Source organism: Azorhizobium oxalatiphilum (assembly GCF_014635325.1).
In the GTDB taxonomy this organism is placed as follows: domain Bacteria; phylum Pseudomonadota; class Alphaproteobacteria; order Rhizobiales; family Xanthobacteraceae; genus Azorhizobium; species Azorhizobium oxalatiphilum.
In genome coordinates this window covers 1,001,173-1,026,158 of sequence record NZ_BMCT01000001.1, presented here as the reverse complement: position 1 = coordinate 1,026,158, position 24,986 = coordinate 1,001,173, and the positions used below count along the sequence as shown (strand labels likewise).

29 protein-coding genes are annotated in these 24,986 nt (G+C 67.7%); 22 read left to right on the top strand and 7 right to left on the bottom strand.

Annotation, left to right across the window (positions count from 1 at the left end):
- Positions 1-184: 184 nt before the first annotated feature.
- From IEW24_RS04650 to IEW24_RS04625, 6 genes are all read left to right on the top strand, one after another.
- Positions 185-940 (top strand): energy-coupling factor ABC transporter ATP-binding protein, encoded by a 756-nt coding sequence (locus IEW24_RS04650; protein ID WP_244644156.1) that lies wholly within the window; start codon positions 185-187, stop codon positions 938-940.
- Positions 937-1,599, top strand: coding sequence for an energy-coupling factor transporter transmembrane component T family protein (locus IEW24_RS04645; RefSeq protein WP_188575846.1), 663 nt, complete (start codon positions 937-939; stop codon positions 1,597-1,599). Before IEW24_RS04650 ends, IEW24_RS04645 begins: the two co-directional genes overlap by 4 nt.
- Before the next feature lie 73 nt (positions 1,600-1,672).
- Positions 1,673-2,227, top strand: a complete 555-nt coding sequence (locus IEW24_RS04640; RefSeq protein WP_244644155.1) for a biotin transporter BioY — start codon at positions 1,673-1,675, stop codon at positions 2,225-2,227.
- Between the two features lie 43 nt (positions 2,228-2,270).
- Positions 2,271-3,188, top strand: a complete 918-nt coding sequence (locus IEW24_RS04635; RefSeq protein ID WP_188575844.1) for a CHAD domain-containing protein — start codon at positions 2,271-2,273, stop codon at positions 3,186-3,188.
- 452 nt (positions 3,189-3,640) lie between these two features.
- Positions 3,641-4,795 (top strand): hypothetical protein, encoded by a 1,155-nt coding sequence (locus IEW24_RS04630; RefSeq protein WP_188575842.1) that lies wholly within the window; start codon positions 3,641-3,643, stop codon positions 4,793-4,795.
- A 398-nt stretch (positions 4,796-5,193) separates the two neighbouring features.
- Positions 5,194-6,033, top strand: coding sequence for an alpha/beta hydrolase family protein (locus tag IEW24_RS04625; protein ID WP_188575839.1), 840 nt, complete (start codon positions 5,194-5,196; stop codon positions 6,031-6,033).
- An 85-nt stretch (positions 6,034-6,118) separates the two neighbouring features.
- On the opposite strand, the gene IEW24_RS04620 is transcribed toward IEW24_RS04625, so the two are convergent.
- The 6 genes from IEW24_RS04620 to IEW24_RS04595 form a co-directional block, all read right to left on the bottom strand.
- Positions 6,119-7,438, bottom strand: coding sequence for a hypothetical protein (locus IEW24_RS04620; RefSeq protein WP_188575838.1), 1,320 nt, complete (start codon positions 7,436-7,438; stop codon positions 6,119-6,121).
- Positions 7,439-7,553: 115 nt separating this feature from the next.
- Complete coding sequence (locus tag IEW24_RS04615) at positions 7,554-8,681, bottom strand: alpha/beta hydrolase (RefSeq protein WP_244644154.1); 1,128 nt, start codon at positions 8,679-8,681, stop codon at positions 7,554-7,556.
- A 172-nt stretch (positions 8,682-8,853) separates the two neighbouring features.
- Positions 8,854-10,581: a solute carrier family 23 protein gene (locus tag IEW24_RS04610; protein WP_188575837.1), complete on the bottom strand. Its 1,728-nt coding sequence runs from the start codon at positions 10,579-10,581 to the stop codon at positions 8,854-8,856.
- A gap of 147 nt (positions 10,582-10,728) precedes the next feature.
- Positions 10,729-11,442: a carbonic anhydrase gene (locus IEW24_RS04605; RefSeq protein WP_210324124.1), complete on the bottom strand. Its 714-nt coding sequence runs from the start codon at positions 11,440-11,442 to the stop codon at positions 10,729-10,731.
- A gap of 193 nt (positions 11,443-11,635) precedes the next feature.
- The gene (locus IEW24_RS04600) at positions 11,636-11,950 is read right to left on the bottom strand and encodes a hypothetical protein (RefSeq protein ID WP_188575835.1); all 315 of its coding nucleotides are present in this window, start codon (positions 11,948-11,950) and stop codon (positions 11,636-11,638) included.
- Between the two features lie 195 nt (positions 11,951-12,145).
- The gene (locus IEW24_RS04595) at positions 12,146-12,604 is read right to left on the bottom strand and encodes a hypothetical protein (RefSeq protein WP_188575833.1); all 459 of its coding nucleotides are present in this window, start codon (positions 12,602-12,604) and stop codon (positions 12,146-12,148) included.
- A gap of 502 nt (positions 12,605-13,106) precedes the next feature.
- On the opposite strand from IEW24_RS04595, the gene IEW24_RS04590 reads away from it, so the two are divergent.
- Entirely contained in the window at positions 13,107-13,538 is a 432-nt protein-coding gene (locus IEW24_RS04590) for a Rieske (2Fe-2S) protein (protein WP_188575831.1), read from the top strand.
- Positions 13,539-14,228: 690 nt separating this feature from the next.
- On the opposite strand, the gene IEW24_RS04585 is transcribed toward IEW24_RS04590, so the two are convergent.
- The gene (locus IEW24_RS04585) at positions 14,229-14,837 is read right to left on the bottom strand and encodes a hypothetical protein (protein ID WP_188575829.1); all 609 of its coding nucleotides are present in this window, start codon (positions 14,835-14,837) and stop codon (positions 14,229-14,231) included.
- 312 nt (positions 14,838-15,149) lie between these two features.
- On the opposite strand from IEW24_RS04585, the gene IEW24_RS28705 reads away from it, so the two are divergent.
- From IEW24_RS28705 to IEW24_RS04510, 15 genes are all read left to right on the top strand, one after another.
- Complete coding sequence (locus IEW24_RS28705) at positions 15,150-15,554, top strand: antitoxin Xre-like helix-turn-helix domain-containing protein (RefSeq protein ID WP_188575827.1); 405 nt, start codon at positions 15,150-15,152, stop codon at positions 15,552-15,554.
- 14 nt (positions 15,555-15,568) lie between these two features.
- On the top strand, positions 15,569-16,231 hold the full coding sequence (locus tag IEW24_RS04575; RefSeq protein ID WP_188575825.1) for an RES family NAD+ phosphorylase: 663 nt from the start codon (positions 15,569-15,571) through the stop codon (positions 16,229-16,231).
- A gap of 163 nt (positions 16,232-16,394) precedes the next feature.
- Positions 16,395-16,715 (top strand): HesB/IscA family protein, encoded by a 321-nt coding sequence (locus IEW24_RS04570; RefSeq protein ID WP_188575823.1) that lies wholly within the window; start codon positions 16,395-16,397, stop codon positions 16,713-16,715.
- 66 nt (positions 16,716-16,781) lie between these two features.
- Positions 16,782-17,084 (top strand): NifU family protein, encoded by a 303-nt coding sequence (locus tag IEW24_RS04565; RefSeq protein WP_373870003.1) that lies wholly within the window; start codon positions 16,782-16,784, stop codon positions 17,082-17,084.
- Between the two features lie 8 nt (positions 17,085-17,092).
- Complete coding sequence (nifS, locus tag IEW24_RS04560; protein ID WP_280514955.1) at positions 17,093-18,247, top strand: cysteine desulfurase NifS; 1,155 nt, start codon at positions 17,093-17,095, stop codon at positions 18,245-18,247.
- A 33-nt stretch (positions 18,248-18,280) separates the two neighbouring features.
- Positions 18,281-18,499, top strand: coding sequence for a putative nitrogen fixation protein NifT (gene nifT / locus IEW24_RS04555; protein ID WP_188575818.1), 219 nt, complete (start codon positions 18,281-18,283; stop codon positions 18,497-18,499).
- Between the two features lie 4 nt (positions 18,500-18,503).
- Complete coding sequence (locus tag IEW24_RS04550; RefSeq protein ID WP_188575816.1) at positions 18,504-19,376, top strand: SIR2 family NAD-dependent protein deacylase; 873 nt, start codon at positions 18,504-18,506, stop codon at positions 19,374-19,376.
- Positions 19,377-19,971: 595 nt separating this feature from the next.
- Positions 19,972-21,531 carry a nitrogenase cofactor biosynthesis protein NifB gene (gene nifB, locus IEW24_RS04545; RefSeq protein ID WP_188575813.1) on the top strand — a complete coding sequence of 520 codons (1,560 nt, stop codon included), beginning with the start codon at positions 19,972-19,974 and terminating at the stop codon, positions 21,529-21,531.
- A gap of 27 nt (positions 21,532-21,558) precedes the next feature.
- A complete protein-coding gene (locus tag IEW24_RS04540) occupies positions 21,559-21,783 on the top strand; it encodes a YfhL family 4Fe-4S dicluster ferredoxin (protein ID WP_188575811.1) in 225 nt (74 codons plus the stop codon).
- Between the two features lie 309 nt (positions 21,784-22,092).
- Entirely contained in the window at positions 22,093-22,482 is a 390-nt protein-coding gene (locus IEW24_RS04535; RefSeq protein WP_188575809.1) for a HesB/IscA family protein, read from the top strand.
- Positions 22,483-22,489: 7 nt separating this feature from the next.
- Complete coding sequence (locus tag IEW24_RS04530; RefSeq protein ID WP_244644153.1) at positions 22,490-23,107, top strand: hypothetical protein; 618 nt, start codon at positions 22,490-22,492, stop codon at positions 23,105-23,107.
- A complete protein-coding gene (locus IEW24_RS04525; protein ID WP_188575807.1) occupies positions 23,100-23,891 on the top strand; it encodes a 4Fe4S-binding leucine-rich repeat protein in 792 nt (263 codons plus the stop codon). Before IEW24_RS04530 ends, IEW24_RS04525 begins: the two co-directional genes overlap by 8 nt.
- Positions 23,888-24,193 (top strand): nitrogen fixation protein NifZ, encoded by a 306-nt coding sequence (locus IEW24_RS04520; RefSeq protein ID WP_188575805.1) that lies wholly within the window; start codon positions 23,888-23,890, stop codon positions 24,191-24,193. The genes IEW24_RS04525 and IEW24_RS04520 overlap by 4 nt, the downstream gene beginning before the upstream one ends.
- Before the next feature lie 6 nt (positions 24,194-24,199).
- Positions 24,200-24,439, top strand: coding sequence for a nitrogen fixation protein NifZ (locus IEW24_RS04515; RefSeq protein WP_188575803.1), 240 nt, complete (start codon positions 24,200-24,202; stop codon positions 24,437-24,439).
- A gap of 167 nt (positions 24,440-24,606) precedes the next feature.
- Positions 24,607-24,966, top strand: coding sequence for a DUF3024 domain-containing protein (locus tag IEW24_RS04510; protein ID WP_188575801.1), 360 nt, complete (start codon positions 24,607-24,609; stop codon positions 24,964-24,966).
- Positions 24,967-24,986: the final 20 nt, after the last annotated feature.

Below are 24,986 nucleotides of genomic sequence, written 5' to 3'. Positions count from 1 at the left end.
CGCTTTATGCGCCTCGCGCGGGGCGAAATCAATCAGGCTGGAAGAGGTCCATGGTGCGACCGGACCGCATAGCCGCGCCTTTCCACATCCCAGCCGGACCAAAGGCGGAAGGGACCGAAATGGCCGACCTCACTTGCGTGTCCGAGCAAAGGCTGCGATGGGGCGGCATGAGGCGCTTTCCGACATGATGCAGCGGTCAGGACCCGCCCCGGCCCCGGGCGAAGCGGGCGGGATCGTACTCAGCGACGTGTGGCTGGATCGCGGGCAGACGCCGCTGTTCCGGGGCCTCAGCCTTACCCTCACGGAACGGCGCATCGGCCTCGTGGGCGCCAACGGCTCCGGCAAGAGCAGCCTGCTGCGGCTGCTGAACGGCCTCATCACCCCGGCGCGCGGAGACATCACCGTCGCCGACCTCGATGCCCGCAAACACAGGCGCGATCTGCCCGGCCGGGTCGGCTTCGTGTTCCAGAATGTGGAACACCAGATCCTGTTTCCCACCGTGCGGGAGGAAATCGCCTTCGGGCTGGCCGAGCAGGGCCTCGCCCGCGCGGAAGCCCGCGCGCAGGCCGACGCCCTGCTGGCCGCCCATGGCTGCGCCGGCTGGGGGGAACGGGCGGTGGAGGAATTGTCGGAGGGGCAGAAGCAGTTGGTCTGCATCCTCGCCGCCATTGCCCCTGCCCCGCCCATCCTCGCCATGGACGAACCCCTGGCAAGCCTCGACCTTGCCACCCGCCTCGCCTTGCTGGCCCGCCTCGCCCGGCTGCCCCAACAGATTCTCATGGCAAGCCACGACCTTGATCTGCTTGCCGATTTCGACCGCATCCTGTGGCTGGAAGCCGGCATAGTCGTCGCCGACGGCACGCCGGCTGACGTGCTGCCGCGCTATCGCGCCCATGAGATGGCGCGCGCCGCCGCAGCCGCGGAGGCCGCTCTGCCATGATGTCCGGCTATCTGCCCGGTCGCTCGCCGCTGCATCGCCTGCCGGCGGGCGTGAAGCTGGCGGCGCTGGCACTGGCCTCCATCGCCCTTCTGCCGGCCAAAAGCCTGCCACTGCTGGTTTTCGGCCTTGCCTTGGTTCTGCTGGCCTATGCCGCCCTCGGCCGGCGGGCGCTGGCCCGCCTGACCCTGCTGCGGCCGCTGGCGCCGGTGCTGGCATTCATGCTCCTGCTCCAGGCCTGGGCCGGTGGCTGGACCCCCGCCGGGCTTATGGACGGCATCGCGGTGACGGTGCGCGTCCTGCTCATGGTGCTGCTGGCCGATCTCGTCACCCTCTCCACCGCGCTGGAAGACATGATGGCCGTGCTGGAGCGGCTGCTGGCGCCCCTCAGGCGCTTCGGCGTCTCGCCCCGAAAGCTGGCGCTGGCGGTGGCGCTGGTGATCCGCTTCGTGCCGGTGCTGCTGGCCGCATGGCGCGGTCGGGAGGAGGCGTGGCGTGCCCGCAGCACCCGCCGCCCCTCCTTCTCGCTGCTGCCCGGTTTCCTCGCTCACACGTTGCGGCTGGCCGATCAGGTGGCCGAGGCACTGGACGCGCGCGGCTTCGGACGGCATGAAGCCAGCGCCCCGCCCCCTCCGAAGGTCGGGGACGAACACAGCCGCTGAGCGCCAGATCCGGCGATCGCAAATTTCCTGCCCCGGCAATGCCTTGGGCCTGAACACACGAAGGATCCTGCCGGTGACACACGGGGCCACCCTCGAAACCCGCTCCCTGGTGCGCATCGCCCTGTTCGCGGCCCTGATGGGCGTCCTGGGTCTCGTGCCGCCGCTCCATATTCCCATCGCCGCAGGCGTCCCCGTCACCGCCCAGAGCCTCGGCGTCATGCTGGCCGGCCTCATCCTCGGCGGGCGGGATGGTGCGCTTTCGGTGGCCCTGTTCCTGCTGGTGGTGGCGCTCGGGGCGCCCTTGCTCTCCGGTGGGCGCGGCGGCTCGGGCGTCTTCTTTCAGCCCACGGCCGGCTATCTCCTTGGCTATGTGGCCGGGGCGTTCGTGACCGGCTGGCTCGCCACCCGCCTGCCCGGCCCGGCACTCCTGCGCGGCTTCGCGGCGGCGGTGATCGGCGGCATCGGCATCGTCTATCTGATTGGCATTCCCGTCTTTTCCGCCATCGCGCGGGTGCCGGTGGACAAGGTGCTGATCGGCTCGCTCATCTTCATTCCGGGCGACCTGCTCAAGGCTGCTCTTGCCGCCCTCGCCGCCCGCTCGGTTGCCGGAAGGACCGGCCCGCGCTGATCGGCAGGGGGACGAAACGCCTGCGATATGGCACACTTGGGCCATGGATATCGCAAGCCCTCCCCCTGAAGTGGACCTGTCGCCCAGCGAAACCCTGGCCGCACGCATTGCGGCCGACATGGGCGCAGCGCTGGCCGAGGCCCTGACCGCCCGGCTCGATCAGGCGGCCGAGGCGCTTGGGGCAGATGGGCCGGCGGAGATGGTGCATGAGGTGCGCAAGGCGCTGAAGGACTATCGCGCCTTGCTGCGTCTGGTGCCCGGCCCGGAGGCCAAGGCGGCCCGGCGGGATGCCGCCGCCACGGCGCGGCAGCTGTCCGAGGCGCGAGACCGGCAGGCGGCGCTGGATGCGCTGGAAGCGCTCAGCCATGCCGGCCTGCTGGACAGCGGGCAGGCGGAGCGGGCGCAGCAGGTGCTGACCGAGGTGCCGAGCGCCGCCGCGGAACCCGCCGATCATCGCCGCGAGGTGACGGATTTCCTTGAACGGGCAAGGACTTCGCTCGCCGGCCCGGTGGGGGCGGCGGCACGGGAGACGGATGTGGCGGCGGGCCTTGCCAAGGGCTACCGGCGCGCCCGGACAAAGCCCGACTTCAGCCAGGCGCAGACGCTGCACGAACTGCGCAAGGCGGTGGTGACGCATCGCTACCAGATGGCCTTTCTGGCGGACGTCGCGGGGGCCGGCCGCAAGCGCGCCCGCAAGGCCCAGAGGCTGCGCGACATCCTCGGAATTCATCAGGATCTGGAAGCGCTCAGGCCGATCCTGGCGGAGGCGCTGGGCACCCACCACGAGGCGCTCATGTCGGATGTGGCCGCCGCCAGCCGCACCTTGCAGCGGCGTCTGGTGAAGGCGGCTAGGGCCCAGCATGGCGACCTGTTCGAGCGGCCCGCCAAGGTCTTCGCCGCCCGCATCGCGCGCCGGATGGTCAAGGCCCCGCCCCGGCCGGAGCCCGCCACCACCGGCTGAGATCCACACCTGTCCCTGTATCATCCCGCATGGCACACGGATGGCCCTTGAAGCGCACACGCGCGAAACGGCGCCCGCCGGACATTCCCAACGTGACAGCGCCGGATGGCACACGGATGGACCGTACAGCCGCGCGGACAGATGGACGCGGCCGGCCACGCGCGATCATCTGGTTACATTTCTCGCAATGCTTTCAGGAACACAGATCACATCGCTCGCGATGCATTTTATATTTCAAACTATAGTTGCACGCCTTTCGCGCATCATTTGACAACTGCCAGCGGCCACGCTTTCATGCCGTACATGGGTACTTTCTTCCTCGGTTCGACATCATAATCCGCAGTCCCTCCTGAACCCGACGGACGCCCGGCACCTGCCCCACAGGCGCCGGTGCCTGCGCCGGCAGGAGAGCATGACGCACCCGCTGAAGCACCGCCTTGCAGGAGGGCGAGATGGCCTCGCGCTTGGGACACCCGAACACCCCCGCCTCAGGCGGCATCCCGACCCCGCATGATGCCGCCGGCAATGGCGCGACCGCGTCGGCCGACGCATCGGGCGCGACGACGCTGGAGCGGGTCATCAACGATGTCCGCGATGCGCAGGCCCGTGACGATCAGGCCCGGCACGAGCAGGAGGGCCGGGAGCTGGCGCGGCTGGAGCGGAACCGGGTCAATCAGACGATCAATGAGCGACCGCGCATCACCGCACCGGGCAGGATGCGGGCCGATGCCAGCCCGGCCTACCGGCAGGGCGCCAGCGTCGGCACCGCCGCTTGGCTGGCACGGGTGGAACCTTCGGCGCCGCCGAGGCTCTCCTGCGCGAACCCCACTCCGGCTGAGCGCCCCCGCCCCGCCCCCGGCCCGGACGCTCGCGCCTGGCAGGCCGCCCATGCACCCGACATTTCCGAGCCCGACAGCCCGGCGCCCGACACGGAAACCGTCCCCGCTGCCCCCGACGGGCAGAATGGCACGCGGACAAGCCACCCCCATACGCCCGGCCTGATGGAGCGCATCGAGCGGGCCGGATCGCCCCAGCTACGCGCGCTCATCGCGCCCGGCCCGGACATCGGCCACATGGTGCGCCAGATCGCGCGTCACAGGCACGACCTGAACCTGCAACGGGATGGCGAGCGCTTCCTCGTCGCCCAGCGGCAGGCGCTTGCCGCCACCATCGGGGCGAGCGAGATCGATCGCCTGCGCGATGGCATCGAGATCGCCAGCGAAGTGGTGGCGGGCACGCGGGATTTCACCAACCATTTCCCGCTCTATCTGGAATATGTGGCCTGGGCCTGGACCTGCCGGGACACCCATGAGGTGAGCGGCCAGTTGCATGTGGCACAGCCCGACGGCAGCTATCGGGTGGGCACGTTCGAGATTCGCGAGCGGAGCACAGATACCGTGATCTGGCGGCATGACGGCGGCGGCACGGTGGTGGCGCTCTCCCCCGCTGCCGGACAGCCGGCGGAAATGCCCGCCAATGCCGACGTACCCAATCCCCTGACCAGCATGGCCGTGGTGGTGACGGCGGTGCAGCAGAAGTATCCCCACAAGATGGTCGTCAACGGCCTGCGCGTGCGCACCAACAGGGCGGCGGAGCCGGGCGGCTGATCGGGCCGCCGGACGCAACCATGGACTTGGAGTGTTTCAGTGTTTCATGGAAACACTGAAACACTCCAAGTCTTTGATAGAGAATGTCTTGCGGCTTGGATTGCGGAGCAATCAAAGCCGGACATGCTCTAGAGCCCGCTTGGAAAAGTCGGACGGGTCGGTCCGCCGGGTCTTTCCGGCGCCCGGTGCGTCGCGAACTTGCCCCGATGCGCGGCATCGGGGCTGCATTTTCTCCTGCCGGATCACCGAAAATCCCGCGACGGCCCTCTGCCGCCGATGTCCCAAACGGGCTCTGAGAAAGGCCAAGCGCTACGCGCATGCCGATCGAGGGGCAGACGGCAACTTAATTGCATGCAATCCTCTCAGGACCGCGTCGCGTTCCGAGAAGATTTCCCGCCATGCCGCTCGAACTGGTCTCCATCCCCACCGTCGCCGAGCCGCTGGATGGGCTCTTCTACACACCGGACGCGGGCGAGATCCGCGCGGCGGCGCTGCTGTTCCACGGCAATTGCCACAATTTCTACACCGGCCCCAGCCGCTTCCTGCCGCAGGTTCTGCTCAGGCGCGGCATTGCCTGTCTCGCCTTCAACCGGCGCGGCCATGAGATGATTACCTCGCTGGACGGGCGCAACATCGGCGGCGGCTCGTTCCAGCTGGCGCACGAGAGCATCGCCGACAATCGCGCGGCATCCGACTTCCTCGCGGCGCGCGGCTTTGAGCGCCCGATCATCATCGGCCATTCCAACGGCGGCATGCTGGCGGCGCAGCATTGCGGCGACGATTACGGCTCGCCCCGCGCGCTGGTGATGATGTCCGCCCATTCCGGCGGCACCACCAATGTGGTGGAGATGAGCCGCCTCGGCCTGCTGGCGCAGGACCGCCTGCCGGAACTCCTCGCGCGGGCGGAACACATGGTGGCGGAGGGACGTGGCCGCGAACTGATGCTGCTGCCCGACTGGTGGTGGGTGATCTCGGCCGAGAGCCTTCTTGATCGCGCACACAACACGCCGGACACGCTGGAGAATGCGGCACGGGTGCGCTGCCCCACCCTCTATCTGCGCGGCGACAAGGAGAGCCCCGTGGGCTATCCGACCGAGGCCTATGCGGAACGCGCCAACGCTGCGAGCCTCGCCCGTTGCGAGACCTGGGTGCTGCCCGATTGCGACCACTTCTACACCGGGCAGGAACAACAGGTGGCGGAGAAGGTCGCGGACTGGATCGAGAAGGCGTGCTGGTGAGGGGGCGGGGGGCACCGCGCCCCCAATTTCGAGAACCTGCCCGCTCGCGTCCGGCGGGCCGGGCGCCCCGCATGCGGGTTCCGACCTATTTCTGGAACATTTTCTTCAGGAAGATGGACGGTGTCATCGGAGGCTGCTTCGGCTGGGGCGCCTTCACCGGCATCGCTCCCTGTGATCTCCCGCTCAACAGCTCGAAAACCTTGATGCAGGCGTCGGGATCCTGCAGGTAGAAGCTGCGCTTGATGAAGAGATCACCCTTGAAAGTGCCATGCCTGCTGACACGGCGGCAAGCGACGACGTCGTCCCAGTCCAGCTTGCCCGGCATGGAGAGCACCTGTTCATTGAACGAAGCGGGAGAAAGCCGGTTTTGGTCCGTCTTCGCAATATTGAAACCGCCTTCCACAAAGCAGGCATAGACCCAGCCGGACCGCCGACCGGCCACGCCGGCCGGACCAGTCATCCCGGCCAGACCGTTCAGCTCGATGCCGTAACCCTTGGCTAGCCCGACGGACTTCGTGAGCGAGACGTAGCCGCCCGCGAACTGCCCCTCGATCAGGCGATGGTGCGTCATCGCCTCTTCCCTGTCTTTCGCACTCTTGGCCGCGATACTCGCCCCCAGCACGCGATCAGGGTTGAAACCGCCCGCCTCGCGGATCGCATTCGGCGGGCGGGTATCGCCAAGAAAGCCATAGCCGATCAGGCGCTCCAGCTTGATACCCTCGCGCTCCGTGACATAGGCCAGCTTGCCATCATCGTTGAGCATCCGGTTACTGCGGATAGCCGGAATGTCGCGCGTGTCGCCCGGATTACTCCTGATCACATGATCTTCAGTTACACTGCCAGCCGGGTCCGGCCCCACCCGCACGAATTCATGCAACGCGGCATCGGTGATCGGCACCGGCACGTTGCGGGCGCGCGCCTGCAGATAGGCGATGGCGTCGTCCACCGAGAAACCGACATTTCGCGTCCCCTTGTAGGCCGGGACGTAAAGGCCGATCGCCTCGAAGCCGGTCCGAAGGGCCTGCATGACAAAGCTGGGGCTGGAGAGGTCACGGCCGAAGGTGAGCCCCTTGGCATAGCGATGGGCGGTGGCATGGCTGAAGCCCGCCCAACTGCGCGCTACGGCACGCTGGAACAGCCCCACCCGCTCGCAGATGGTGTCGCCGAATGTCAGCGTCACATCCCGATTGAGGTTGGCCGTCTCGGGGTCCATGGTCTTCCAGCCGGCGGGCGTCGCATAGGCGCCGATCAGCGCCGCGACGAAACCCGGCCCCCGCCGGTCAACGATGAATTCCGTATTGGTGAGCTGTAGCCAGCAGAGCGTCTTGGCGTGGTTGTAACACAGCTCCACGCGCCGGCTTGAAGCCGGCAGATCGCTGATCAGGCGCATCAGTTTGGCGGTCACGACAGCCCCCCACAGGCAACGTCCACCCGCGGTTGGCGCGACTTGAGGGAGCAGGCCAGCGGTGAAACGGAAGTTTCCGGCGAGGATGCAGCCTGGCCCCGCGTCTCGCAACCCATCACAATGACAGCGCCCGCCCCCTCTCCTCGCGCGGCGTCAGCGCGGTGGTCAGGAAGCGCCGCACGTCCACCATCTGCGCTTCAGCCTCCGGCGTGCCGGGGGAATAACCGCCGTGCGGGATTGCCTCCATCACATGCAGTTCTGCATAGACGCCGGCATCGCGTAGCGAACGGTGCAGGCGCACGGAATTGGAGAGGAAGATGTCGCGCGTGCCCGTCACCAGAAGCGTCGGCGGGAAGCCCTCCACGCGGGCGAAGATGGGCGACACATAAGGGTCCACCAGAGGGTGCGTACCGGCATAGAGCAGGTTCACCGGCAGCAGGCTGCCGAGCGGATCAATGCCGAGATTGGCGCGGAAACTGTCGCCGGTCTCGGTAAGGTCCAGCTCGGGCGAGAACAGCAGGCAGCCGGCGGGCATGGGCAGGCCGGCATCGCGGATGCGCAGCAGAAGGGCGGCGGCAAGATTGCCTCCGGCGGAATCTCCCTTCAGCACGATGCGTTCCGGACGATACGCCTCAAGCAGCGCCCTGTAGGCGGCCACGCAGTCGTCGAGACCGGCCGGATAGGGATGATCGGGCGGCATGCGATAGTCCACCGCCCAGACGGTCGCGCCATAGGCGGCGGCGATGCCCCGCGCCAGATCCCGGCACAGATCCCCGCCGCCGAAGATCAGCGCCCCGCCATGGATGTCGAGGATCACCGCATCCGCCGGCAGGGTCTTCTGCTGCGGCTCGATGACGAACACCCGCGCGCTGCCCGCCGTCACCTCGCGGACGGTGGCGGGCGGGGCGGCGGCGAGCACCGCCTGCGCCTTCTCCATCAGCAGATGATCCCCCCCGCGCACCAGCGTACGCCACGCGGCGACATCGCCGCGATGGGGAAAGGCCATGGGATCGGGAATGGGACGGGCGATCTTGTCCCGGTCCACCGGGTTGAGATGGGGCGGTGAAGGCAGATCGCGGGCCGGCACATGCAGTACCGGCATGCGGGGCAGCTGCACGCCGTGGCCGGGCGGGCGCGGCGTGTCCTGCGCCAGAGCCATCTGCGCGCCGCCGAGACCACCCGCCGCCATCGCTCCAAGCCCGCCCAGAATCGCATCCCGGATCACGTCCCGTCGTGTCGCCATGCACGCTCCGCCTGCCAGTCATACATCGCCCTCCCCTTTGGGAACGCTGCTGGAGCGCGGCCGTTCCGGCCGGGGCGGCAGGCGCGGGAACGCACCTGCCGGGCGGCTCATGACGGCCGATCGCGGCGGAATTGGTGGCGGCAGGCAAGGCGGGACAGCAGGCGCCCGCCCCTCACACCGGCAGGCGGAAAGCGATTTCCCACTGGCTGCCCACGCGCTGGATGCGCAGATCGGGCGCGAGGCGCGTGAGCAGATAGCCGGTGAGCTGGGCCGCCAGCTCCGGCTGTTCCACCAGTTCCTCCGCCGTGGGCGGGCGGCGGGCGAGCGCGGGCGCCGTGCCCTCATAGCGCAGGATCACATCCAGCAGGATGTCGTTGTGGCGCGTCGTCACCTCGATCTGCGGCTTGTCCGGATCCACATAGTCGCGGCCGATGAGGTCCAGCGCCTGCCACGCCACATGGGCGGCGCGCTGCACCACATCCACCCGCGCGCCCCAGCGCCCGCCCTCGGCCTCGATATAATTGGCCACCTCGTCATGGCTCGCCCCGCTGGCGGGGAAGCGCCTCACCACCCGGCGCGTCACGCCGATGCGGAACAGCGCCAGCAGCGCCACCGTCACCAGCAGCGAGACGGCGAAGGAGGAGAAGGTGAACAGCCGGAGCTGCGGCGCCTGTCCCTCGATCACGTGCCGCATGGGCTCATAGGCGATGGCGGTAACGAAGCCCATGCCGATGGCCACCACCTTGCGCGCATCCATGACCCGGCTCGCCACCAGCGTCACGCCGTTCAGCGTGGTGAAGGTGGCGAGAAACAGGAACATGGCGCCGGTGACGGCATTGGGGAGCAGCAGCCAGAAGCCCATGATCTTGGGCATGAGCGAGAACAGGATCAGCAGCCCGCCGGTCCAGAAGGCGAGCACGCGGGCGGTGCAGCCGGAGGCCGCCGCCAGCGCCACCGCGCCGCCCGAGGCCACCAGCGGCAGGGCATTCAGGAAGGCGGCGAGGAGGTGCATCAGCCCCTCGGCGCGCAGGCCCCGGCCGATGGACGGCAGGTCCGGCGCCTTCCAGTCGCGGTCATTGTTGCGCTGGGCGATGGTCTGCACGCCCATGGAGGTGAGCGACAGCAGGATGCCCGTGACCGCGAAGGGAATGATGGCCCCCACGCTGAAATCCCAGCCGAACAGAGGCGGGCGGGGGAAATCGAACAGCGGCGCCTCGGTGAACAGCTTGAGATGACGCGGATCGAGTTGGCCGGCCAGGATGCTGGCGATGAGCCCGATGCCCAGACCGATCAGATTGGTGAACAGGCGCAGGCGGCTGCGCACATAGATGTGCAGGATGACGAGGGTGAAGAGCGTCAGGGCCGCGATGGCAAGGTGAGTGGGCGCGCCCTGCGTCGCCCCCTGCCCGCCGCCCGCCGACACGTCGAGCACCAGCACCAGTCCCTGCTGGCCGAGCCCGACGCCGATGAGGAACACCGCCAGCCCCGCCACCTCCACCGTGAAGATGCCGCGCAGGCGCGTGATCAGGAAGGAGAAGCCGAGCTGGAACACCCCCACCACCGCCACCATGGTGAAGCTGGTGGCGAGGCTGAGGCCCGAGGTGGACGCATAGACGATGGCCGGCAGCGCCGCCGTGGTGCACTGGAGCGGATAGAACAGGCCGGCACCGATGCCGAAGCGGCCCCAACCCTGCAGCAGCAGCACGAAGCCGGAGCAGAACAGGGTGGTGGCGGCCAGATTCAGGAATTGCGCATCGTCCAGCCCGAGGCTGATGACGGCGAGCCCCGGCACGCCCAGAAGGGCGGACAGGAAAGCCACCTGCTGCACCGCCACCAGCAGCGCCACCCGCGCCGGCGGCAGGTCGCCGACGCCATAGACCAGACTGTCCGGCTTGCGCATGCCCTACCCTTCAACCTCCCAGAAGCCGCACTCCAAGCTTGAACCAGACTTTTAAAAATAGCTCGCAATGCAATGATGTTGAAGGAATATTCCGCTTTCCGCCACCTGCTGCGCGCAATCGTCGACGGTTGCCGCGCAGCACCCGTCCTAAAGCACGGGCATGAGGGGCTGACCGGGGGCATCGGTGGTCCAGAGGTCGCCGCTGTCGAGGTCGAACCACCAGCCGTGCAGGGCCAGCGTGCCCGCCTCCACGCGCTCCCGCACCCAGGGGTAGGTCATCAGATTGTCCAGCGAGCCAAGAATGGAGGCGCGCTCGGCCAGGAAGGGCACGGTCTTGAGATGGTCCAGCGGCATCTGCCGCTGGCCCTCTTCCGTGGTCTCGTCGGGAATGTGGAGGCGGCTGGCATTGAGCGCCATCTCCACCCAGGGGGTGACGAACTCACGCGGCGGGCGCTCGCCGCCGGCGGTGGAGAGCATGGCCTTGATGCCCCCGCAATGGGCATGGCCCAGCACCACGATGTGGTCCACCTTGAGGTCGCGCACCGCATATTCCAGCGCGGCGCCCGTGCCGTGCAGGCCGTCGTCGGGCGCATAGGCGGGCACGAGGTTGGCGACGTTGCGCACCACGAACAGCTCGCCCGGCTCCGCGCCGGCGAGAATGGCCGGGTCCACGCGCGAATCCGAGCAGGAGATCATCAGGGTCGCGGGCGACTGGCCCTCGGATACGAGGCGCTGCATGAGGCCCGGCGCTTCCTCATAGAAGCGGGCCTTGAAGCGCTTCACGCCGTTCACGAGATGGGAAATGTCACGGCAGTGCGGGCAATCGGCGCCGGCGGCCACATCAAGGGTCTTGTCGCTCAACACACGCTCCCGCACTTCGGCGGCACCGAATGGCCCGGCGCATGCGCCCGACCCGGCCCCTCCCGCGCGAAACAGGCTTCGCGCATGGTGCAGAATGTGACGGGACCGAAGGGAAGACAAGTTGTCACAACCGCGCCGTCCCCATCCGCGCGTTGGCGGAGGGATCTGGCGTCCTGCGGCCGCGATGCGGCGGCTATTCGATGCCTTCTTCGCGCGCCTTGCGCATGGCGGCGAGGCGGAAGCGCTCATTGATGGCCACCGGATCCGCCAGCATGCGGGTCTCGGCATCATTCAGAGCGGAGCGCACGATCTGCACCTCATCCTTCGTCAGCGCCAGACGGCCGGCCATGTGGGTGGCTTCCGGCGCCGTCGCCCGGATGGCGCGGCGCATGGGGTGCTCGTTCACGTCCGTCAGTTCCACCGCCTCCAACCGCCCGTCGAGGCAGATGGCGAGGCCGATGACCTCCACCTTGCGGCCGTCCAGGGTCGTTTTCACCAGCGTTGCCATGCGGGCCTCTCCTTCCTGTCTCGACACGCCTGCGGCCGGCGCCCCGCGCCGACCGTCTCACCTTGCGCGCATATCCCGCGCGCCCTCCCCGGCCGCAAGGCGCCGAGTGACGCACCATCCGCATGCCCGGGCGCCATCGCCCCGTTCCGGCCCTCTTACGCGCGGACCCCGGCCGTGGATGGCGCCCGTCCGCCCTCAGCCCGCCTTGTGCAGCGGATAGCCGGCGCGCGGATGGGTGTTGAAATAGTCCGGCCGCTCGGGCCATGCCGCCTCGGGCAGGAAGCGCAGGCCGACCACGCGCACCGGACCGCCATTGGCGGCGGAGACTTCCGCCAGCTTCAGCTCGCGCGGACCGGCCCCCGCCGAGACATCCGCCACCACCTTGCCATCAGCCGTGGTGAGGCGCGCGAAGCCGAAGGTGCCGGTGGCGGCGCCGGTGACGGGATTGGCCACGAACAGCGGCGTCTCACCCGCATCGGTCGCCTCGCCGAAGGCGGGGGCGGCAAAGGTGAGGGTGGCCAGCACGCCGGAGCGCGTGACCGGATGATCGGCGCTGGCGGGACGTGCCACGGAATAGAGGGTGAGCGTGCCGCCGGCGAGCGCCGCCTTCAGCTCATCAGGGGAGGCGGATGCAAACTCCAGCGCGACGTTCATGGGTCGGATCTCCTTGATCGGTGTCGCTCCCCTTCGATCAAGATCCATGCCAGCCCCACGGCAGGCGTGCCGGGCCGTGCCGTCACTGGATTTCCTCCAGCCTGCGTCCCGTCCCGGCGCTGCGGCCCGACACGCACCGGACAGGCACGTCGCACAGGGCGCGTCGGTTTTCCCACAGGACCAGACGCGACAGGCCCCATGCCGGCGGCACCCATGGCCGGCCTATTCGCAACCACCGTTACACGATCCGGGAAAGGACGGCGCACGGATGCGGCGGCGGCCGTTGGAGCCCGTTTGGGAAATCGGCGGCGGAGGGCCGTCGAGGGATTTTCGGTGATCCGGCAGGAGAAAATGCAGCCCCGATGCCGCGCATCGGGGCAAGTTTGCGACGCACCGGGCGCCGAAAAGACCCGGCGGACCGACCCGTCCGACTTTTCCAAACGGGCTCTTAGCACGTTTCTTGCGTTGTACTGATCTCACAGCCAGCGGGAGCCGCCAGCCGATGTCCACCGATCTCGTCTATGCCATCTGCAGCATGAGCGACATTCCCAGCCAGCGCGCCGCCAGCTTCCAGCTGGCGAAGGTGGGGCCGGACGGGCGCGATGTGCCGCTGAACCTCATCGTGGTGCGCTGGGGGCGACAGGTGTTCGGCTATGAGAACCGCTGCCCGCACCATGGCAGCAATCTGGACTGGGAGCGCAACCACTTCTTCGATCCCAACGGCACGCGCCTGATGTGCGGCAAGCACGGCGCGCTGTTCGAGCTGCACACCGGCAATTGCGTGGACGGCCCCTGCAAGGGCGAGAGCCTGACGCCGGTGGCGCTGGCCGTGCTGGAGGACGAAATCTGCATCGTGGGGGTGGAGCTGGCGGAAGACGCGGACGAGGACGACGGCCTGTTCGATCCGCCGGGGGCGTGTGCGGACCAGCTTTAGGGGCGGCGGGAGGCGCACGGAGGGCGAAGGGGAACTACAGAGGACCGTCAGTTCCAATAGAACCGTCATCCCCGGACGTGTTCCGGGGATCCACGCCGTGCCGACTGTGCGGCCCTCGGCAAACTGCCGCCTGACGGCTTCTCTACCGTAGTTCCATCCCCACGCAGGCGCCCCCTCTCCATTCGTCATGGCCGGACTTGATCCCAAAATCGGATGTTTCCGACTTTGGTTTCCAAGTGCGGAAGTTGGCAAAGCCAACTTCCGGCCATCCACGTCCATCCACCAGAAGACCGGATCCTTTAGACGCGAGCGGCAATGGCTCGCTGGCATTCACACGGCCCACCGTCGGCCCGACGTGGATGCCCGGATCAAGTCCGGGCATGACGATGCTTTGCTGCGTTGGTGCCGACGCGAAAGCCTGCGGGCGACGCAGAAGACCCACTGTTGAGCCTCACGACAGTCCTTGTTGAGCGCACGCCAAACAGCGGCGTTGCTCTGTACCTACATGCTCCGCCCAGCCCCCTCCCCACCCCTCCCCCGCAAGCGGGAGAGGGAGCCTGTCAGGCAAGCGGAGGGGTCACGCGCGGCGGCGTGCCAAGGGACGGACGACGCTTATGCCGGACGCCATGCGCGCACAGGCAAGCACCACACCGGCCCTCAGACCACCCCCACCCGCAGCCCGAACGATCCTCACACCGGCCGGTTCTCGTTGCGGTTCTTCACCGGCTCCATCTTGGCGATCCCCTCCTCCACGGTGATCTCCGTGTAGGGCTCCTTGAAGCCGATGGCCTTGTCCAGCACATGGTCCAGCTTGCCGGCCGTATCGAGCTTCTTGATGTCGTTCTTGTCCACGGAGAGCAGGTCCGTCATCTCCTTCCACACCGTGCTCTCGTCGCACGGCAGGACGAAATAGGTGATGCCGTCCACCACCACGCGATACTTCGCCAGAAAGTCGATGTTGTTGCAGAAGATGAAGTTGGTGCCCGTGGGGCTCAGAATGCCCTTCATCACCTCCGCCACCACCGGCAGATAGGCGAAGGAGTGGATGTAGCCCACGAAAATCTCAAGCGTCGGCGCGCCGGCCTCGGCAATGGTGAGCACCTGCTCGATGGAAAAATCCGGCGGGCGCTTCTCGTCCGCCAGCTGGGCCTGGAACTTCAGCGCGATGTCGCCGCGGAAGCCGAAGCGGCCTGGCTTCTTGGTGGGCCCCTTCAGCACCGCGTTGAACAGGCGGTTCTCCTGTTCCAGCCGGCTCAGGGCGGTGTCGGCAACAGTCACCGTCTTCTCAAGCGTGGTCATGCGAGCATCCTTGATCTCAAGCCCGTTTGGCCGGCCGAAAACGCCGGTTCGATGCCCTCATGCAAATGGGGTGCCGCCCTCGGCGCAGTGCCCGCGCACGCTCTGGCGCAAGGGTTGCATCGGCCGTTGTCTGCGCCCCCGCGGCGGGCGTTCAGCGACAAAAGTGTCAGGTTTACGTCGGATGCGTTGGAATCCGTCCTGCCCCGCCATGGCCGACCATCTCACCGAGGGCGCCATCCACGGCTCCTGGGACTTGCGTCCGCGCCAGCCTATATCATATGATATGGTCAATTGGATCAAAGGAGAGATCCCATGGCCATACCGGCAGCGGACCCATCCCCCGCCCGCCCCACGACAGCGGCGGAGACCGCCGCGATCGTAAAGGCCGTGGTGCGCGCCTGCGGCTTCTGGGGCCTCACCAACGGGGAAGCCGCCGATCTGTTCGACGTGCCAATCGCCACATGGAACCGCATGAAGGCGGGCAGCTTCAAGGGCCGGCTCGACCACGACAAGCTCACCCGCGCCAGCCTCATCGTCGGCCTGTTCAAGGCGTTGCGGCTGATGTTCAACGGCGAGATGGTGAACGGCTGGCCCAAGGCGCCCAACACCGGCGCCCTGTTCGCCGGCCGCACGCCGGTGGCGCTGATGATCGAGGGCGGCATTCCCGCCATGCTGCGCACCCGCCGCTATCTCGATGGCCTGCGCGGCGGCCTGTGATGCGGGAAATCGACGTGACGGAGGCGCGGACCGTACGCCTTATCTCCACCGCTTACATCACCGAGCCCGCCCTCGCCCCGCTGGCCGATGATGAGGACGATCTCGCCATCCTGAACGCGCTGGAGGGCCTGACCTCCGCCCGCCTCGGCTCGCTGGCGCTGCCGCTGGGTGTGGAGCCGGACGAACTGCTCAACGCCAGCTTCGGCTACGGCTGGACCTATATCAACGCCGCCTTCTGCCACGCCCGCCCGCCGGGCAATCGCTTCAATGACGAGGAGCGCGGCGCCTGGTACGCCGGCATTGGCGCGCGCGATGCGGATACGGCGGAAGCGGAAGTCTCCTACCATCTGGCCCGCGCGCTGCGGGAGGCGGGCGCGAGGCATGAATTCGTCGCCTACCGGCAGGTGCTGGCGGGCTTCTCCTGCCGTTTCCATGATCTCACCGCCGAGCCCTTCCACCCGAGCCTCGATGCCGATCCCGCCATCGGCTATCCGGCGGGGCAGGCGCTGGCGCGCTCCATCCGTGCGGCGGACGGCAACGGCCTGCTTTATCCCTCGGTCCGCCTTCCGGGGGGCACCTGCCTTGCGGTGTTCCGGCCCGGCGTGATCCAGAATGTGCGGCTGGAGGAAGAGATCATCCTCGACTGGGACGGCGCGGCGATCCGACGAAGGGCGTGACGGCGTGAGGTCGTGACGGAAAGCGCCCCTGTCGGAAAGCCGACACGGGTGCGCTTCACGACACAGACAGCAAACAATTCTGCAACGTTTCCAAATCTTTGCACCATGGCACGACGCTTGCTGAGACAGAGACAGACACGCTCTCTCGTCACAGGAGCCCGCCATGATCAATCTGACTGACAGCGCGCTGAACGCCGTGCGCACCGCCATGGGCAGCGCCGCCGGGCCCGTCACCGGCCTGCGCATCCAGGTCGAGGCCGGCGGCTGCGCCGGCTACAAATACCAGATGGGTCTCGTGACCGAGCCCGGCGACGACGACACCGTCATCGAGCGCGACGGCGTGAAGGTGTTCGTGGACAACCAGAGCCACGCCTACCTCACCGGCACCACCATCGACTTCGTGGTCGCGCTGGAAGGCTCCGGCTTCACCTTCGAGAACCCCAACGCCAACAACAGCTGCTCCTGCGGCAAATCCTTCGGCTGACCGCCGTTCGGCCGATCTCAACGCGCCTTCCGCCCAAACGCGCTCATTTCGGGAGACCCCGTTCCCATGCAGACCGAAAAATTGCAGATCGAAGAAACCCAGACCCTCGACGCCCCGCCCGCCATGGAGAGCGAGCGCGAGCGCACCATCCGCGCGGTGATCGAGGAGATCCGCCCCAACCTCCAGCGCGACGGCGGCGACTGCGTGCTGGTGGGCATCGAGGGCAACAAGGTGATGGTGAAGCTCACCGGCGCCTGCGTCTTCTGCAAGCTGGCCAGCGTCACCATGGAGGGCATCCAGAGCCGCATCGTCGAGAAGCTGGGCGAACTCGTCCGCCTCGTCCCCGTGGCCGGCCCAGCCAGGCATTGAGGCGCGCCGTGCTGGTCTATCTCGACAACAACGCCACGACACGGGTCGACCTCTCCGTGGTCGAGGCGATGTTGCCCTATTTCACGGACCAGTTCGGCAACGCCTCCTCCGCGCACGCCTTCGGCAGCACCGTGGCCGAGGGCGTGCGCGCCGCCCGTCGTCAATTACAGGCGTTGCTCGGGGCGGCCTCGGACAGCGAGATCGTCTTCACCTCCGGCGGCACGGAGGCGGACAACACCGCTTTGCTCTCCGCGCTGGAGACAGCTCCCGAGGGGAGGTCCGAGATCATCACCTCGGCCGTTGAGCATCCGGCCATCCTCTCCGTACTGGAGCATCTGGAGGCCACGCGCGCCATCGTCGTTCATCGCATCGGCGTGGACCGGCGCGGACGGCTGGACCGGGCGGCCTATGCGGCGGCCCTGTCGAAGCGCACCGCGCTCGTGTCCATCATGTGGGCGAACAACGAGACCGGCACGCTCTTCCCGGTGGCGGAACTGGCGGAGATGGCCCATGTGGCCGGCGCTCTGTTTCACACCGATGCGGTGCAGGCGGTGGGCAAGGTGGCCATCGCGCTGAAGACCACGCAGATCGACATGCTGTCCCTCTCCGGCCACAAGCTGCACGGGCCGAAGGGCGTTGGCGCGCTCTACGTGCGCAAGGGCACGCCTTTCGCGCCGCTGGTGCGCGGCGGTCCGCAGGAGCGGCGGCGGCGCGGCGGCACGGAGAACGTGCCCGGCATCATCGGCCTCGGCGCGGCGGCGGCACTGGCGCTGGCCGGCATGGAGGACATGGCCGGCCGGCTGCGGGCGCTGCGCGACCGGCTGGAGGCACGGCTCCTTGCGCTGGCCCCGGATGCGCTCGTGCTGGGGGATGGCACATGGCGCCTGCCCAACACCTGCGACATCGCCTTTTCTCATCTGGAGGGCGAGGCCATTCTGCACAATCTCGACAAGGCCGGGATCGCCGCCTCGCTGGGCTCGGCCTGCTCGTCCGGCTCCATGGAGCCGTCCCATGTGCTGAAAGCCATGCAGGTGCCGCCCTCCGCCTTGCGCGGCGCCATCCGCTTCTCGCTCTCGCGCGAGACGACGAGCGCCGACATCGACCGCGTGCTCGCGGTGATGCCGGACATATTGGCGAAGCTGCGCGCGACCGTGCCGGCCTGAGCACCCGATCCGTTTTCCCATGGAGCATTGTGTATGAAGATCATGATCCGCCGCTCACCCGAGACCGGCCTGTGCATCTATGTCCCCAAGAAGGACCTGGAGGAGCCGATCGTCGAGAGCGAACACGAGAGCCTCTGGGGCGGCTGGATCCGCATCGCCAACGGCTGGGTGCTGGAGCTGCCGGAGATGGCCGCCGACACCACCCTGCCCATCACCATCAACGCCCGCAAGCGCGGCGAAGACGAAGGCTGATCCCATGAACGCCCCGACCCCGCAGGTGGATTTCGCCACGCCCGCCGACGCCGAAAAGGTGCTCGAAGAGGTGGCCGGCCGGCTGCGTGCCGGGTCGGTGGCGCCCTATCTCGGCCCCGGCCTGCTGGCCCTCTCGCAGCCGGATATCCCGCTCGCCCCGGAGGCGCTGGCCGCCTTCTTCGCCACCAAGGTGGCGCTGCCGCGCCGGGCCAAGGGCAATGCCTGGGCCTCCGCCCAGCATATCGAGAGCTACAAGCACCGCGCGACCGTGACCGCCTATATGGCGGAGGCCTTCGCGCCGAAGGTGGAGCCCACCGCCTTCCATCGCCATCTCGCCACCCTGCCGGTGCCGCTCATCGTGGACAGCTGGTACGACGGCGCCATGCGCACGGCGCTCATGGAGGCGGCGCGCACGGCGAGCTGGGGCGAAGCGCAGGGCATCACCCGCGCCGGCATCGGCGAGGACCGCTGGTATCGCTTCTACGACGCCGCCGGCCTTGAAAGCGATCGCGCCGCCGCGGAGGACTGGACGACGCTGCTCTACAAGCCGCACGGCGCCGTCGCCCCGGCGAAGAACTTCCTGATCTCGGACGCCGATTATGTGGAGGTGCTGACCGAGATCGACATCCAGACGCCGATCCCGGACGCGGTGAAGCATCGCCGCACCACGCGCAGCTTCCTGTTCCTCGGCTGCCGGTTCAACGACCAGATGCTGCGCACCTATGCGCGGCAAGTGACCAAGCGCTCATCCGGCCCGCACTGCGCGGTTCTGGAGCCTGAGGGCCTGTCCCGCAACGAGCTGAAGTTCCTGCTGGAGACGGGCCTCGTGCCGCTGGCCGTGCCGCTCGCGCGGGCGGTGGAGATCCTTCAGGGCTGACCGGCCGACCTTTCCTCCGGGGCTGGGCGTACTCCCCATTCGCGGACCAGCCCTTCCTTCCGCCGCGCCCCCTCAAGGGCGCGGCGGCTTTCTTTTTCGGGCGGCGTGCGGGCGGCGTGATGCGCGCGGGCGAGAGCCGCCAAGTGCGCCGCAACGCCTTCTCCCGCTTGCGGGGCAAGACCGCGCCAACGCAACGCGAAGCCCTCTCCCGCTTGCGGGGGAGGGTTGGGAGGGGGCCGCGCGAAGCGCGGGGAAGGTCGCCACGGGCGCGGTCTTATCTCACGTCATGCACCGTGCTGTCGCGCCCGGCATGCCCCCTCCCTAGCCCTCCCCCGCAAGCGGGAGAGGGGACATGTCGCGCGGGTGGAGAGGGCCTGTCCGGTGCGGGCGAGCCCCTCCGCCCCCTCCCCCAACGTCTGTAACCTTTCCAACATGGCTGCTGTCGGGCGTCCGCCCTGTTTGCAACACGACACCCGACACGGGGCCGCAAGCCGTTGCAAATACGTAATCTTACCGAGCCCTACCCATGTGGCACGGCCGTTGCTGAGATCACACCAATGCAATGAATGCACAGGCCAGCAGTGGAGACACGGACATGCACGGCTTGACGGAAGTGACGGACGGCACCAGCGGCGCGGTCGATATCGGCGAGATCATGCAGGCCATTGCCGAGCACAAGGGCTGCGGCACCGAAGGCGGCAGCGGCAAGGCCAGCTGCGGCTCGGGCGCCGGACAGGGCGACCTGCCCACCGAGATCTGGGAGAAGGTGAAGAACCATCCCTGCTACAGCGAGGAAGCCCACCACCATTATGCGCGCATGCATGTGGCGGTCGCCCCCGCCTGCAACATCCAGTGCAACTATTGTAACCGCAAGTATGACTGCGCCAACGAAAGCCGCCCCGGCGTGGTGAGCGAGAAGCTCTCCCCCGAGCAGGCGGCCAAGAAGGTGCTGGCGGTGGCCTCCACCATCCCGCAGATGACCGTGCTCGGCATCGCCGGCCCCGGCGATCCGCTGGCGAACCCGGCCAAGACCTTCAAGACCTTCGAGCTGATCTCCAAGACCGCGCCGGACATCAAGCTTTGCCTCTCCACCAACGGCCTCACCCTGCCTGATCACGTGGACACCATCGCCGCCTACAATGTGGACCACGTCACCATCACCATCAACATGGTGGACCCGGAGATCGGCGCGCAGATCTATCCGTGGGTGTTCTACAACCACAAGCGCTACACCGGCATCGAAGGTGCGCGGCTGCTCACCGAGCGCCAATTGCTGGGCCTCGAGATGCTCACCGCCCGCGGCATCCTCACCAAGATCAATTCGGTGATGATCCCCGGCGTCAATGACAAGCATCTTGTGGAGGTGAACAAGGCGGTCAAATCGCGCGGCGCCTTCCTGCACAACATCATGCCGCTCATCTCCGCCCCCGAGCACGGCACCGTGTTCGGCCTCACCGGCCAGCGCGGCCCCTCCGCGCAGGAGCTGAAAGCCCTGCAGGACAGCTGCGAGGGCGAGATGAACATGATGCGCCATTGCCGACAGTGCCGCGCCGATGCGGTGGGCCTGCTGGGCGAGGACCGTTCCGCCGAATTCACCACCGACAAGATCATGGCGATGGAGGTGAATTACGACATCGACACCCGCCGCGCCTATCAGGCGGCGGTGGAGCAGGAGCGTGTGGCCAAGGTCGCCGCCAAGCAGGAGGAGCTGGAAAGCCTCGCCGGCGAAAGCTCCGACATCAAGCTGCTGATCGCGGTGGCCACCAAGGGCTCGGGCCTGATCAACGAGCACTTCGGCCACGCCAAGGAGTTTCAGGTCTACGAACTTTCCACCTCGGGCGCGAAGTTCGTCGGCCATCGCCGCGTGGATCTCTATTGCCAGGGCGGCTTCGGCGAGGAGGACAGCCTTGAGACCATCATCAAGGCCATCAACGACTGCCATGCGGTGTTCGTGGCCAAGATCGGCGGCTGCCCGAAGAGCGATCTCACCGCCGCCGGCATCGAGCCCGTGGACCAGTATGCCCACGAGTTCATCGAGAAGTCGGCCATCGCCTGGTTCAAGGCCTATCTGGACAAGGTGAACAGCGGCGAGATCACCCATCAGGTGCGCGGCGATGCCGCCATCCGCCAGGGTGCGCTCATTTCCGCCGCCTGATCCGGCGCTCAGGAAAGGAGACCGGACATGGCCTTCAAGATCGTCGGCTCGCAATGCACCTCGTGTTCCGCCTGCGAGCCGGAATGCCCGAACACCGCCATCTCCGAAAAGGGAGGCGTGTTCGTGATCGACCCGGCGAAATGCACCGAGTGCATCGGCCATTACGACATGCCGCAATGCGTGGCCGTGTGCCCGGTGGACGAGACCTGCATCATCGACCCCGCCCAGCCGCGCTATCAGGGCGCGGCCTGAGGGGGCCGGTGGGGCGAGAGGCTCATCAGCATTCGAACGAGGCTGATGCAACAGAACACCGTCATCCCCGGACTTGATCCGGGGATCCACGTGGCTCCGCTGGGAAGGCGGTGGGCATCTTTGGTGAACGGGAACCGCACGCTCCCCGCTTCTGCCGTCCACCATCGGCCCGACGTGGATGCCCGGATCAAGTCCGGGCATGACGATCTACTGCTGCAAAGCAGTTGCACAGTGAATGTCGTTCGATCCCGAGCTTCGAAGACAAGGCACACAAACAGCGCAGCAGGACAAAGCCAAGAGGAAACACTCATGTCGCTCGATCCCGTTACCCAGTCCCCCCAGACCGCCTCCGCCCATCTCGTACCGCCCTTCGAGATGACCCGCGCGGCGGCCCGCTTCATCCGCATGATGCTGCTTGCGGATGGCGATGCGACGAGCGGCTTCCGTCTGGTGCTCAGCCCCGGCGGTTGCTCCGGCCTGTCCGCCGACATGAGTGTCTGCCGCGAACCTAGGACCGGGGACGCGGTGGTGGAGCGCGATGGCGTCCGCCTGTTCCTGCCGGCGGAAAGCCGGCTGCTGCTGGCGGGCGTCACCATCGATTTCTCGGACAGCCTGGCCCAGACCGGCCTCGTTTTCCGTGATCCCAGGAACACCGGCACCTGCTCTTCGCATGCCTCGCCCATCGTGACGCTGGGCTAGGCCGCTCATGGACGCCGCCACCCTGCCCCGCGACCGGACCCGCCCTGAGGCGGATGCGGCCGCGCGGGCGGCCGGCGCCGCACCCGCCGGCTCAACGGCGGACGCGGAATGGGTGGACCGGCTGCTGGGTGATCCGCTGCTCGGCGGCGGCCTGCCGGAAGCGGCCGAGGCGGAGCTGAAAGCGGCGAGCCTCGCCTATGCCGACAGCGCCGTGGCCGAAGCCCACCTCAAGGCCGCGCAGGCGCTGGCGCCCGGCCATGTGGCGGTGCTCATCGGCCTCTACCGCTTTTATTTCTACAAGGGCCGGCTGGCGCAGGCCCTGGCCGTGGCACGGGAGTGTCTCGTGACGGCCGGACGCAGCAACAATTTCTCCACCGACTGGCGCGAGGTGCGCGCCACGGACGCGGATTTCTCCAGCTATGAGGCGCTGAAACCGCGCTTCTTCCTCTTCACCCTGAAGGGCTACGCCTATCTGCAGATGCGCCTCGGCGATCTGCAGGAAGGACGCGCCGCCGCCACCAAGCTGATGCAACTCGACCCCTCCGACAAGATCGGCGCCCGACTGCTGCTGGACGTGGCGGACCGGGCGGAAGCCGCACAAGCGGAGCCGGACGCCGATGGATGACATCGACGAAGCCCGTGACTGGCAGGGCCACGACATCGACTGCGGCAGGTGCGCCCACGCCGACCTTCGAGCGGAGGGGCGCTGCCGGCTGAAGCATGCCTGCGTGCAGGATCGCTATGCCCGGCGGATTGATCGGTTCTTCAACTGGAACCCCGGCCTTGCCAACGGCCATCTGAAGCATCCCCATTTCGAGGTGCGGGCGATCGCCGCCAAGCATGCCGCGCCTTTCCTGCTGCCGGCGCTGCTGGAGGATCCGGAGGAAACGGTGCGCTGGAACGCCGCCCGCCGCCTGCCAAAGCGCCTCGTGCTGCCGTTGCGCCACGATCCGCACCGCGAGGTGCGCATCCGCATCGTGACCCTGCTGGAGGACGGCGAGCTGCTGCCCATGCTGGCGGACGAGGATTATTACGTGCGCCTCGTCATCGCCCGCCGCATCGCCCCGCCTCTGCTGGGGCGGCTGATGGACGACCCGGAGACCGAGGTGCGCCGCGTGGTGGCCCAGCGCGTGCCGGCCGAATGGCTGCCGCGCATGACCCGCGACCGCGATGCCACCGTGCGGCTCGATGCCGCCCGCCGCCTGCCGCCGGACCTGCTGGCGCGCCTTGCCGGCGACCCCGACTGGCGGGTGCGCCATCTGGTGGCGAGCGAAGCCACGCCGCAGGCCGCCGCCCTGCTGGTGGAGGATGGGGACGAGATGGTGCGCGAGGCCGCCCGCGCCCGGCTGGCTGCGAGCGACAGCCCCGCGCCGGGACGGCGCGTGGAACTTCTGGAGGCCCCGCGATGAGCAATATCGTCCGCGACAGCGATGTGGTGGAGCTGGATGCCCCGCCCACCTTCATCTACGGCCAGAAGGTGAAATCCCGCCGCACCATCCGCAATGACGGCACCTATGCCGGCCGCGAGATCGGCGACGTTCTCGCGAAGAAGGGCGAGATCGGCTACGTGGTGAGCATCGGAACATTTCTCCAGCAATTCTACATCTATGGCGTCGAATTCCTGGACAGCGGCAACCGCGTGGGCATGAAGCGCAAGGAGCTGGAGCCCGCAGAGACCCGCGAAGACATCGACATCCCCCTGCCGGAGTGACGTGACGTGTTCGAGCCCAGACTGCCGAAGTATCAATGGGGCCAGAGGGTCCGCACCACCGTCGACCTGGTGAACGACGGCACCTTTCCCGGTGCGCCGAAGGAGGCGCTCCTCGTGCCCGAGGGCGGGCTCGGGGAGATCGTGAACGTGGGCACCCACACGGAGGCGAACATGCCGGTCTATCTGGTGGAATTCGGCGAACGCCTCGTGGTGGGCTGCCTCGAGGAGGAGATCACCCCGGCCTGACCGCCTGGTGGCGCGCCGGGGACGCAGGATAGCGTCTTCGCTAGAGCGTTTCATTGTTTCATGGAAACACTGAAACACTCCAACTTATTGATAGAGAATGTTTTTCGGTTTGGATTGCGAAGCAATCAAAGCCGAACATGCTCTAGAGAGACCTGGAGGAGAGACGGATGCCATCCGCAGCCCTGGCCACCCTGCTGCTGCGCCCGGCGGCCCATCCCAACGACCTCGACCGCAAGCGGATCGAGCGCGCGCTGGAGGATCGCGCGCGCTATCGCTACGTCTCGCCGACCGTGGCGAAGGTGGAAGGTGGCTACCGCATCTCCAGCCCCTGCTGCTCGCGCAAGGTGGATCCCACCGGCGGCATCATCGACGTGGCCCGCCTGATCCATCTGCCCGACACCGGGGAGTGGCAGTTGTTCGCCAAGAACCATGGCCTGGAAGAATGGCGGCTGCACAGCACCCATCCGCGCCTCGCCGACCTGTTGGCGCTGCTCAACGAGGACCCCGAGCGCATCTTCTGGCAATGAATTTGCATCGTTCCAAACAA